Origin of the sequence: Geotoga petraea, from assembly GCF_900102615.1 — a bacterium.
GTDB lineage: Bacteria > Thermotogota > Thermotogae > Petrotogales > Petrotogaceae > Geotoga > Geotoga petraea.
Genome location: NZ_FMYV01000001.1, coordinates 169,537 through 181,799 on the forward strand (window position 1 = coordinate 169,537; position 12,263 = coordinate 181,799).

Here is a 12,263-nt window from a genome sequence, read left to right on the forward strand (position 1 = left end):
TTATTATATAATTAAAAATAGTTAAAGGAGTTTTTTTATGATAATTGATGAAAACTTGTTAGAAAATTTATATTGCAATGGGTGTGATATTCGTAAAGATGAGCCACTTAAAAATCACACCAACTTTAGAATAGGGGGTCCCACTCCATATATGTTTTTCCCCAGAACTAAGAAAAGTTTTGTATATACTTTAAGAACTATTAGAAAAAATGGAATAGATTATAGAGTAATTGGTGGGGGAGCAAATATATTAGTTAAAGATGAAGCTTTGGATTTTGTAGTTATATCAACAAAATATCTTTCCAACCTTTCTTTGAGAAATGAAGATATAACGAAATATTTGTTAATGGAAAACTCAAAGTTAATTAATATTGGATTCAAAGACGAAGATGTATACGCTGAAACAGGAGTAAATCTTTCAAGAGTGGCAAATTGGTGCTCAGAAGATGGATTATCTGGCTTGGAATTTGCTTCAGGAATTCCTGGTACTGTTGGTGGGGCTGTATTCATGAATGCTGGAGCTTACGAAGGTGAGATGAAAGATATCGTTAAAAGTGTTGAAGTGTACGATGTTTACAATGACAGTGTGGAAATTTTATCCAATGAAGCTTTAAATTTTTCTTACAGACATAGCATTCTGCAAGAAAAAGAACTGATAGTATTATCAGTAATTTTTAAACTTGAAAAAAAAGATATAAATGAAATTTTTAATAAAATAGAAGAACTATCTCAAAAAAGATGGTCAAAACAACCTTTAGATTTGCCTTCAGCTGGCAGTATATTCAAAAGGCCTCGACAAGATTTTTATGTTGGCACAACTATAGATAAATTAGGTTTGAAAGGTTTTAGTCTTGGAGATGCAATGATTTCAAAAAAACATGCTGGATTTATAGTTAACAAAGGTAATGCTACTTTTAAGGAAGTTTTAGGAGTTATTAACGAAGTTAGGAAAATAGTAAAAGAAAAATATGATACAGAATTAACAGTTGAACCTGAAATATGGGACTAGGAGGATTAAATGAGCTATATATCAGATAAATCAAAGATTGGGGAAAACTTAAAAGCTGGAGAGAATGTTGTAATAGAATCTGACGTTCAAATTGGAGATAATGTTACAATAGGTAATAATGTGGTAATTAAAAAAGGAACTGTTATAGGAAATAATTGTGTTATAGCAGATAACACAGTTCTTGGGAAAGAACCTTTTAAAGCCTCTAATTCTGCTGTAACTGAAAAAATTGAGTTACCTCCTCTTGTAATTGGAAATGCTGTTACAATAGGAGTATTATCTGTTGTATATAGGGGAGCAAAAATATCTGATGAAGCTTTCATTGCGGATTTAGCAAGTATTAGAGAAAATGTAGATATTGGTATAAAAACTATAATAGGAAAAGGTGTAACTGTTGAAAACAAAACAAAAATAGGAAAGTATGTAAAAATTGAGACAGAGGCATATATAACAGCCCTATCAGAAATTGGGGATTATTGTTTTATAGCCCCTCAAGTTACTTTTACCAACGATAACTTTTTAGGGAGGACCGAAGATAGGAAAAATCATTTCAAAGGACCTGTTATTAAAAAAGGAGCAAGGATTGGTGCAAATGCTACAATACTTCCAGGAGTAGTAATAGAAAAAGATACCCTCATTGCTGCTGGGTCTGTAGTAACAAAAAACACCGAACCAAAAAAAATATATTTAGGTTCACCAGCAAAATATTTTGGAGAAGTTCCCGAAGAACAGTTGCTTAAAAATCAAACATATTATAAAAAATAAAGAAGTTTAGCAAAAACTAAACTTCTTTATTTTTTTCAAAATCTTCTTTAATATTTTTAAGCAAATTTGGTTCATACAATAAATCTATTGTTGTAAAAGCAATCGCTTTAGCAGCTTGTAAAGTAGCTTCTTTACCCTTTTTAGATAAAGTTGCATCCCTAAATTCAACAGTATGACCTGATATGGAGTGCTTGGGAGCTATAGAAATATACGGATGAACTGCTGGAATCCTATGACTTACATTTCCAACGTCTGTAGACCCTCCCCCTTCTGAATCTGGTTCTATATTTTTTATACCGAGTTCCATGTAATTTTTTCTGAAAGTTTCTGATAATTTTTTTGAAGGTCTTAAATCATCGTTTGAAAGTTCATAATAATCCCAAGATAATTCCGCTCCAGTCATTTTAGAAGCTCCTTCAGCTATGTTTATACCTTTTTTCACTACATCGTCTAAATATTCTCTCGTTTTTGCTCTGAAGTAGAATTTAGCTTCTGCATAGTCTGGAATTACATTTGGAGCTTCGCCACCATTTGAGATTATCCCGTGAATCCTTGTTCCATCTTTTAAGTATTGTCTTAAATAATTTATTCCGTTAAATAGATGAATAACAGCATCTAAAGCGTTAACTCCTTTTTCTGGAGATGCTGAAGCATGAGTTGTTTGACCTTTGTAAGAAAACTTAATTGCATCTAATGCCAAGGAGGTTGAATAAACTTTATTTTCTGTTGAAGGATGAATCATCATGGCAACATCAAAATTGTCAAAAATTCCTTCATTGGTTAAAATAACTTTTCCTCCCCCATTTTCTTCACCCGGACACCCAACAACATAAATATCCCCTTTTAAATCATCAATTTTGGATAATGCGAGAGAAGCACCGTAACTAATAGCTGAGATCATATTATGTCCACAACCATGTCCTATTGTTGGTAGTGCGTCGTATTCAAATAAAATTGCTATTTTTTTGTAATGGGATAAACCAGACTTCTTCCCAAGAAAAGAAGTTGGAAGTTTCTCTGTTGGGTTGTCGATTTCAAAACCTAAACTACTTAATTTTTGTGTGAGAAAATCATATGCTTTTTCTTCTTTGAAACCTATTTCTGGATTGTCTTTAAGATATTTTGAAACACTAAAAATATCTTCTTTATTTTCATCTATTATTTTAGATATATATTTTTTAATATCATTAATATTCATTCTAAAACTCCTTTATAAAAAGGCAGCAATTAAGCTGCCTTAAAAATAATTATTTGAATGACCATTCATTTACATAGTAAATAGGTCTTTTGAATACATTCCAAAGGTACTCTGGTATTTTTATTTCATTGTTATAAGCTTCTCCAGCAATTGGCCAGTATAAAGGAACACACACAGCATCTTCCATCGCAATTCTTTGCACTTCTCTGTACAATTCCCATCTTTTTTCAGGGTCAACAGTTACTTTGATTTGGTCTACTAATTTATCAACTTCATCATTATGATATGTCCCAAAAATTGAATTCCATGAAGATTCACTGTGCCAACTTTCTACAAAACTAAATGGAGAAGGTGATGTAGCAGACCATCTTTCTCTAAACATAGGAGCTTCTCCTTCAGCTGTTACGTCTAGATAAGTTCCCCATTCTATAGCAACCACTTCTGCTTGAATTCCAACGTTTGCTAATTGCCTTTGAATTTGTTGTACTTCTAAAACTCTTTCTCTATAGTTTGAGGGCGCAAAAATTTTTGTGGTAAAGCCGTTTGGATAACCAGCTTCTTTTAACAATTCTCTTGCTTTTTCCGGGTCATATTCATATGCTGGTATATCAGGTGAATAAGCTTCGTGGAAGTTAGGAATTCTTCCAACAGCTGGAACAGCCATATCCCCCATAGTCAAAGTTATTATTTCCTCTCTATTTATAGCATAAGCAACAGCTTGTCTAACTTTTACATCTGAAAAAACTGAATCTGGTCTTCTGTTAAATACAATTCTGTGATCTTCAAATTTTTGATAGGTTCCATACCCTAAATCTAAAGAAGGGTTGTTTTGAAGAGCTTTAAATTCTTCTGCTGGTAATTCTGCTATAAAATCAATTTGTTTTGCTTGTAAAGCCATTATAGCTGATGTTAGTTCCGGGAAGAATCTAAATTCCAAATTAGGAATTTTTGCTGGTCCTTGCCAATAATCATCAAATCTTTTCAAGACAATTCTCTGTCCTGGGTCATGTCTAACGAATTCATAAGGTCCTGAGCCTATTGGATGTTGTTCATAACCTTCCCATCCTACTTCTTCAATATAATCTTTTGGAAGAACCTTGTTCCTTAATCTTGCTGAAGTTAAAAACGTAACGTTTCTGTTTTTAAGTCTTACTTCAACAGTGTAATCATCTATAACAACTACTTCATCAATATCAGAATAGTAATCTCTATGGGGAGATCCTAAAGTTTCATCCATAAAAGACTCGTAACTGAACTTAACATCTTCGGCGTTTAATTCTTCTCCATTATGGAATTTAATACCTTTTTTAATCTTAAAAGAATATGTTTTACCATCTTCTGATAAAGAATAAGATTCTATTACAGCACCTTCAGATGTATAATCTCCACTCTCAGTTAGTTCTACCAGTGGGTCATGGATTTGGCTGAGTACAAAATCGGCTTCTGTATCCTGATAAGTTATAGGATTAAGCTTGGATGGCTCTGCTTGTATAGCGATTAATACAGTATCTCTTGCCAAACCAAGTGTTGATAACAACAAAATAGACAATAAAAATACAAAAAATAATTTTCTCATGTTTTACCCCCTTAATTTATTTTAAATAAAGGTGGCAGGCAATTAATCTACCATCTTCATAACTTTTTAATTCTGGTTCCTTTTCTTTACAGATAGACTTTGCATATGGACATCTCGGATGAAAGTTACAACCGTTCGGTGGGTTTATTGGAGATGGAACCTCTCCAGTCAACATATCTTCAGGAAGCTTTTTGTCAGGGTCGGGCTCAGGAACTGATTTAAATAACCCTTGTGTATATGGATGTAAAGGTTTTTCAAATATTTTTTGAGTTTGACCAGTTTCAACCATTTTTCCTAAATACATAACCCCAATTTTGTTCGAAACTACCCTTATCAAGTTGATATCATGCGAAATATAGAAATAGGTTAAATCTCTATCTTTTTTGGCTTGTTCCAATAATTTTAATATTTTGGTCTGTACAGAGACATCTAAAGCAGAAGTTGGTTCATCCAAAAATACTATTTCAGGTTCAACTGCTAAAGCACGAGCTATAGCTATTCTCTGTTTTTGTCCACCACTCAATTCGTGAGGGAATCTTATCATATGCTCTGCTTGTAACCCCATCGATTTCAACAATTCGACAATTTTTATAGTCGTATCTCGTTTGTTTTTAGTAATTTTATGAATTAACAAAGGTCTAGAAATAGTGTCGTATACTGTCATTCTTGGGTTTAATGAAGAATGAGGATTTTGAAAGACCATACCCATAATCTTTCTTAGTTTTCTTGAAGTATTCTTATCAAAAGATGATATGTCTTCATTTCTAAAGAAGATTTTCCCATCTGTTTGATTAATTAATTTCAGAATAGTTCTGACAAAAGTCGATTTTCCACAACCAGATTCTCCAACTAATCCAAAAGTATCGCCCTTCTCAATTTCTAAAGATATGCCATCAACGGCTTTTACTATCCCTTTGGTACTTTTAAAATATTTTTTGAGATTCTCAATTTTTAAAATAGTATTATTTTCCACATTAATCACCTTCTGTGACATGCTACAATATGATTTTCTGATATTTCTTTTAAATAAGGTCTTTCTTTAGAACAAATATCTACAGCTTCTTCGCATCTTGGATGAAATCTACAGCCTTTAGGGGGATTTATAAGCCTTGGTACTGATCCTGGAATTTCTTCAAGGTCCTCCAAAGTGGTTTCAACACCAAGTATACTGTGTATCAATTTATTTGTATAAGGGTGCTGTGGGTTTTTAAATATATTGTGTACAGAAGCTGTTTCCACAATTCTTCCTGCATACATAACAGAAACCGTATCGCAAATTTCACTTACAACGGCTAAATTATGCGTAATATACAAAATTGTCATTTTAAATTTTTCTTTTAATTCTTTTATTACTTTTAAAAATTGAGATTGTATAGAAACATCTAATGCTGTTGTTGGTTCGTCAGCAATGAGAAGCGAAGGACTGCAAGCCAACATCATGGCGATCATAACTCTTTGTTTCATTCCTCCTGAAAGCTCATGGGGATACTTTGATAAAAGATTTTCAGCATCAGGTAATTTAACTTTTTTAAGTTCTTCAATGACTATATCTTTAAATTCTTTTTTAGAAGCTTTTCTATACATTTTTAAAACTTCTTCAATTTGATTTTGAATTGTGAATACTGGATTTAAAGAAGAGGAAGGATCTTGAAAGATCATAGCTATTTCATTTCCTCTTATATTCCTTTGAAATTCTTTTTCTTTCAAATGTAAAATATCTTTACCTTTATAATAAATAGACCCTTTTTCTATCTTTGCATTATTGTCTAATAAACCAATTATTGTTTGGCCTGTTACACTTTTTCCACATCCTGTTTCTCCTATTAACCCGTGAAATTCACCTTCTTTTATTGAAAGGTTAACTTCGTCTAAAGCTTCTACTTTACCCTCTTCTGTATCAAAAGACAATTTCAGATTGTCTATTTTTAAAATATCATTCATGGCTATAACTCCTTTAATTACGTTTAGTTGTTGGGTCAAGTGCATCTCTTAAACCATCACCTATAAAATTAAACCCAAGTACGGTTACCATGATGAACAAACCTGCACTTGTAGATATCCAAGGAGCTCTTATTAAATAATCTCTTCCTGCAGATATCATAGAACCCCAATCAGGTGTTGGAGGTTGTACACCTACTCCTAAAAAGCTTAAAGTGGCTGATGCTATCAATGCAGTTGGCATCATTATAGCCATCATTATAATTGCAGTTGGGATTGCATTTGGGAGTACATATCTCCAAATTATAGATGGTGTTGATTCTCCAATAGAATAAGCGGCTTCTATATAGTCTGAATTCTTAATGGTTAAAATTTTACTTCTAATCATTCTTGCGTATGTTGTCCATCCGACGATTCCTAAGGCAATAACAACGTTGTAAACGCCTTGCCCCATTATTCCTGCAATGGCCATGGCAAGAATAATAACGGGGAATGATCTTAATATGTCCACTAATCTCATTATAATCCAATCGGTCAATCCTCCAAAAAATCCTGCTAAAACACCCAAAAATATTCCAATTGCCCCTTCAAATAAGACAATTAATAGACCTATTTGTAAAGCAATTCTTGAACCATAAAAAGTTCTTGATAATACGTCTCTGCCTAATTCATCAGTTCCTAACCAATGCTCTTTTGAAGGAGCTTGTAATCTGTTAATAGGATCGGTATCTAAAGGATCATAGGGACTTATAAGAGGAGCGAATATAGCTATAAAAATAATTATAAAGATAATAATAAAGCCTATCAGAGCTAATCTATTCTTCTTGAATCTAGCCCATACTAAAGAAAGTTGGGAGCTTTTTTGTTTTTTTAAATTACTTATATCATTAATAATTTCATTATAATTTTCGCTATTAGCCATATTCATCCCTCCCCTTTTATTCTTGGATCTACTACTGCGTATATTATGTCAGCTAATAAATTGGCTAAAACGACGGTAATCGAAATCAGTAATAAAATTGATTGAACTACAGGATAATCTCTGGCTAAAACACTGTTGACTAATAGACTTCCTAAACCTCCCCATGAAAAAACTACTTCTATTACTACTGCTCCGCCTATTATCCAAGGGAGTCTCAAAGCAAGCATAGTTACTATTGGTATAAGAGCATTTCTTAAGGCATGTTTCATTACAACTACGGAATATTTTAATCCTTTTGCTTTGGCAGCTTTTATATAATCTTGATTCAAGACCTCTAACATTTCAGATCTCATTGGTCTAGCAAACCAAGCTTCTTCCCTTAATCCTATTGACAAAGCAGGTAAAATTAGTGAAGAAAACCCCATTAATCCAGCGATTGGAACCCACCGAAGCTGTAACCCAAATATATATAATAAAAGAATACCAAGCCAAAAAGATGGAATTGATATCCAAAACATTGCTTGAAAAGTAGTAAAATAATCAAGGAATGAATTTCTCTTTAATGCTGCTAAAATTCCCAGAAGAACACCAAAAATTACAGCTATTAAGAGGCCACTCCCGGTTAAAATCAAGGTAGGACCAGCTCTTTCTGCAATCAATTGACCAACATCTCTGTTATATCTTATAGATGTTCCAAAATCACCCTTAAATACATTACCCATCCAGCTAATGTATTGAGTATATAAAGGTTGATCTAACTTATATTTTGCTCTTACCGCAGCTAAATTTTCTTCAGAAGCATAGGGGCCTAGCATTATCCTTGCAGGGTCTCCAGGCGTAAGATGTAAAATCAAAAATGCTATTAAAGTTACACCAAAAGCTGTAATTATGGTTCTCAAAATTCTCATTACCCAATATTTATTCTTCATACTTATCCCCCTTGAACGTTAACTACATTTATTTTAATACAGAAGAAACCTATATTAATAAGACATTTATTATGTTAATATTAATATATATTATATAAAATGATTATTTTTTTATGAATAAAATATTACTAAAATTATTATACCATTTAAAAATAGAAACACAAAATTAATAATATAGGAGTTTTTAGTTATGAAATATCCATTATTTGAAGAAGAAAAAAATGAAGTAGTTGAATTAACTAAAAATTTGATAAAAATACATAGTCCAGTTTAGGGATGATGAAAGTATTTACTCTTATGTATTTAAATATTAGCGGGATAAAAATCTCCTCCAAAAAATGGAATAAAGATGAATATCCTCTGGATAAAAGTAAAAATTTTTTATATACTAAGTGAATATTAAAATGAAAGGGTTTAAAATTAATAAAAGGCAGATTAGATATTTTTACTACAAAGAGAGAATGGTTTTACCATAAATACTCTGCAAAAGGAGTAGAAGGTAAAATATATGGACTTGGTGATGCAGATATGAAAGCAGCTTATGCAATAGAAATTTCAGTTTATGAAAAGAAAAGAATAACAGACGAATTGCAAAAGTATCAATCAGAAAACAACTTTGCATAAGCGAAAAACTTTCTACTGTTGAAAAAAAGTTCCAGTCTATATCCTGTAGTGTTGGAATTTTGAATCTTTTTAGAGTCAGAACAAATAATGTGAATATACGAATTATAAAATAACATTTAATATAATGTATATATTTTGTAGGGTTTTTTATGTTATAATTGTTTTTGTAAAATAAATAAATATAAAATAAAGTAATTTCTACTTAATTCGAGGTAAAATAATTATTAAAATAATCTTTTGCCTTGACAGTAGATTTTGTAATATGCTATAATAATTCAGAAATAAAATAGATATAAGAGGTGGAGTAAAGATGAAAAAAGGAATTCATCCTGAAATGAAATTAATAACAGTAAAATGTGCATGTGGAGCTGAACACAAGATTTATTCAACAGCAGACAATTTTAGATTAGATGTTTGTTCTGAATGTCATCCTTTCTACCAAGGAGAAGGATCAGGATACTTAGATACAGAAGGTAGAATTCAAAAATTCAAGAACAAATATAAAGATTATCTTAAAAAATAATTTTAATAAAAGGGAGCTTTGCTCCCTTTTAAAAAATATAAAAGAGGTAGGCGGATGGGCCTTGCTCCCTAGTGGAATCCATCTGTCAAATTAAAAGAAATTTTCGGAGGTGAAGTCCATAGCCTGGACCCGGGCCGTCAAACGACGATATCACGACTTAGCAAGGTTATCGTGAAAAATCTAAAAAATTGGAAGGGCGGGGTATTATTGTGAGCGAAAGTATTGCCCAAGGAACAGTAATTAATGCCAAAGTAAAGGATATAAAAAAATTTGGCGCTTTTTTGGAAATTGAAAATGGAGAAGAGGGATTTGTCCATATTTCAAAGCTATCCAAAAAGTATGTAAAGAACGTGTCAGATTTTTTAGAAGTAGGACAAGAAGTTAAAGGTAAAGTTATTGGAAAAACAAAAGATGGGAAATACGAAATATCTTTAAAAGACACTGATGAAGACACGGGAAGAGAAAATTCAGAAAATTTTGAAAAAAAATTGAGCCGATTCTTAAAAGATAGCGATAGAAAAATATCCGAATTCAGAAAACATATGGATAAAAAAAGAGGAAATAAAAGAAGATAAAATTACAGGGGAGCCATTGGCTCCCTTTTTATTATTATATGTATGGTTTTTTGTGTTAAAATATAGATGGAAAAACAAAATCAAGGGAGGTTTCGGGCTTGAAATATTCTAAAATCAAAGGCACACAGGATATTTTTGGTGATGATATTAAATATTGGAATTTCTTAGAAAAAAATTTGAGAGAAATTTTAATAAAATATGGTTATCATGAAATAAGAACCCCGATTTTTGAAAATACTGAATTATTCTACAGAAGTATTGGAGAAAATACTGATGTAGTACAAAAAGAAATGTATACTTTTAAAGATAAAGGCGAGAGGTCAATAACTTTAAGACCCGAAGGTACTGCTCCAACTGTAAGAGCTTATGTAGAAAACTCTATGATAAATTTTGGGCAACCTTATAAACTTTTTTATATTGGGCCAATGTTTCGTTATGAAAAACCACAAAGTGGTAGATATAGACAATTTCATCAAGCAGGAGCAGAAATATTTGGGACAGACTTTCCCGTGGCTGATGCTGAAGTTATTGCTATGCTTGATAAATTTTTTAAGAAAATTGGGCTTAGAGAATATTCTATAAAAATAAATTCTATAGGATCTTTAGAGAGTAGAAATAAGTATAGGGAAGTCCTTAAAGAATATTATTCAGATAAAATAGATAATATGTGTGATGACTGTAAAAGGAGATACAATACGAATATAATGAGACTTTTAGATTGTAAAGTTGATAAGGAGTATTCTAAAGATGCTCCCTCTATTCTTGATTCATTAACGGATGAGGATAAAGAGCATTTTGAAAATGTAAAATCTTTTTTAGATTCTTTTGAAGTTGAATACGAAATTGATTCATCAATAGTTAGAGGTTTAGATTATTATAATTTGACGGCTTTTGAAGTTGAACACAATAAGCTTGGAGCTCAATCTGTAATTGCTGGAGGAGGAAGATATGATGGTCTTGTCAAAGAATTAGGCGGTCCAAATACTCCAGCTATAGGTTTTGGTATTGGCATTGAGAGAGTTATATTGGCAATAAAAGAAGAAAAAATAGAGATAAACAATCCTGAAGAGGTAGATGTTTATATAGCTTATATTGGTAAAAAATCTGCTAAAACAGCTATAGAAATTGCCAATATTTTAAGAGATAGAGGAATAAAAACATATTTAAACATTTCAAAAAGAAATGTGAGCGGCCAACTAAAACATGCAAATAAAGTGAACGCAAAATTTTCAGTTATATTTGGTAACGAAGAAATTGAAAAAGATATAGTTACGTTCAGAGATATGGAAAGTGGAGAACAAACACAAGTAGAAAGAAGCTGGTTTGTCGATTTGATTATAGAAAAATTAAACAATAGATAAAATTAATGGAGTTGTTATAAATGATTTTAATAAGACCTTTTTTAGTTTTTATTGCATTAATGCTTTTTTATATACCAAATTTACAATTTATTGGTATAGCCATACTGCTTTATATATATCATATATTAACAAAAAACAGGAATTCACATATTGAAAAGATGAAAGAAGTATATAAAGCAAATGGAATTGATTTTCCAATAAAAGATAGTGGCAAAAAAACTTTTGTTTGGTTGTATTTATATATATTTTCATTAACTGTTTTGTTTTATATGGCAAACACTTTAACATCGGAAGTGTTGGCTTTAGACATTAATCAAATTGAGCAATTTCAAGTGGAACCATGGGAAAGTTATCTTTTAATAGGAAGTTTTATTTTAATGTGGGTTTCATATACTTTTATGATAAATAAAATAATTAAAGATCAATGGATTTTACAAGAGTCAGAAATCAACAATAATATTGTTAAATATAGGTTTATAAGCTTAAGAGAAGGGAATTTTTCCATGCTTTTAAGAATATTGACCTTCAATCTGTATGAATGGTATCTTATATACATGCTATTAAGAGAAACTGCAATGCACTATATTGAAGATGGAACTGCGACAGGGGTATACAAAAAACATATAGAAAAGCCTAAAAAAGAAGAAATAAAAAAAGAAAGTCCTTTTGAAAATTTAATTAATAAAATAAAAAACTTGGATAAGGAAGAAAAGTATTCAGTTATATTTTATGAAGTTACAAATATGCAAGCAGAAAAAGCAGAAGAAGTTTTAAAAAAGTTGCTTGAAGAAAATTATATAGATCAAGAAGAGTATGATAAGATAAAGTCATTTTTATAGGGGG

At 31.2% G+C, this 12,263-nt stretch carries 12 protein-coding genes; 6 read left to right on the plus strand and 6 right to left on the minus strand.

All coding sequences use genetic code 11. The features are described 5' to 3' along the window. Positions 1-37 precede the first annotated feature (37 nt). The gene (gene murB, locus BLS00_RS00740; protein WP_176759804.1) at positions 38-1,009 is read left to right on the plus strand and encodes a UDP-N-acetylmuramate dehydrogenase; all 972 of its coding nucleotides are present in this window, start codon (positions 38-40) and stop codon (positions 1,007-1,009) included. A gap of 9 nt (positions 1,010-1,018) precedes the next feature. Beyond that, positions 1,019-1,774, plus strand: a complete 756-nt coding sequence (locus tag BLS00_RS00745; protein WP_091401917.1) for an N-acetyltransferase — start codon at positions 1,019-1,021, stop codon at positions 1,772-1,774. Positions 1,775-1,790: 16 nt separating this feature from the next. Here the strand turns inward: BLS00_RS00745 and BLS00_RS00750 are convergent, their stop codons facing one another. Genes BLS00_RS00750 through BLS00_RS00775 form a run of 6 tightly spaced genes read right to left on the minus strand, consistent with a single transcriptional unit; the run spans position 1,791 to position 8,337 of the window. Then, the gene (locus BLS00_RS00750) at positions 1,791-2,972 is read right to left on the minus strand and encodes a M20 family metallopeptidase (RefSeq protein ID WP_091401920.1); all 1,182 of its coding nucleotides are present in this window, start codon (positions 2,970-2,972) and stop codon (positions 1,791-1,793) included. 49 nt (positions 2,973-3,021) lie between these two features. Further along, a complete protein-coding gene (locus BLS00_RS00755; RefSeq protein WP_091401922.1) occupies positions 3,022-4,548 on the minus strand; it encodes an ABC transporter substrate-binding protein in 1,527 nt (508 codons plus the stop codon). A gap of 16 nt (positions 4,549-4,564) precedes the next feature. Next, on the minus strand, positions 4,565-5,542 hold the full coding sequence (locus BLS00_RS00760; protein ID WP_176759805.1) for an ABC transporter ATP-binding protein: 978 nt from the start codon (positions 5,540-5,542) through the stop codon (positions 4,565-4,567). After that, positions 5,527-6,489, minus strand: coding sequence for an ABC transporter ATP-binding protein (locus BLS00_RS00765; RefSeq protein WP_091401925.1), 963 nt, complete (start codon positions 6,487-6,489; stop codon positions 5,527-5,529). Before BLS00_RS00765 ends, BLS00_RS00760 begins: the two co-directional genes overlap by 16 nt. Before the next feature lie 13 nt (positions 6,490-6,502). Continuing rightward, positions 6,503-7,408, minus strand: coding sequence for an ABC transporter permease (locus BLS00_RS00770; RefSeq protein WP_091401927.1), 906 nt, complete (start codon positions 7,406-7,408; stop codon positions 6,503-6,505). A 2-nt stretch (positions 7,409-7,410) separates the two neighbouring features. Continuing rightward, positions 7,411-8,337, minus strand: a complete 927-nt coding sequence (locus BLS00_RS00775) for an ABC transporter permease (protein WP_091401929.1) — start codon at positions 8,335-8,337, stop codon at positions 7,411-7,413. A 934-nt stretch (positions 8,338-9,271) separates the two neighbouring features. On the opposite strand from BLS00_RS00775, the gene rpmE reads away from it, so the two are divergent. The 4 genes from rpmE (at position 9,272) to BLS00_RS00795 (ending at position 12,259) form a co-directional block, all read left to right on the plus strand. Continuing rightward, entirely contained in the window at positions 9,272-9,484 is a 213-nt protein-coding gene (rpmE, locus tag BLS00_RS00780) for a 50S ribosomal protein L31 (protein WP_091401931.1), read from the plus strand. Between the two features lie 206 nt (positions 9,485-9,690). Beyond that, the gene (locus BLS00_RS00785) at positions 9,691-10,059 is read left to right on the plus strand and encodes a S1 RNA-binding domain-containing protein (RefSeq protein ID WP_205742404.1); all 369 of its coding nucleotides are present in this window, start codon (positions 9,691-9,693) and stop codon (positions 10,057-10,059) included. A gap of 98 nt (positions 10,060-10,157) precedes the next feature. Beyond that, on the plus strand, positions 10,158-11,420 hold the full coding sequence (hisS, locus tag BLS00_RS00790) for a histidine--tRNA ligase (RefSeq protein ID WP_091401933.1): 1,263 nt from the start codon (positions 10,158-10,160) through the stop codon (positions 11,418-11,420). A 20-nt stretch (positions 11,421-11,440) separates the two neighbouring features. Then, positions 11,441-12,259 (plus strand): hypothetical protein, encoded by an 819-nt coding sequence (locus BLS00_RS00795; protein ID WP_091401935.1) that lies wholly within the window; start codon positions 11,441-11,443, stop codon positions 12,257-12,259. The last annotated feature ends 4 nt before the right edge of the window (positions 12,260-12,263 follow it).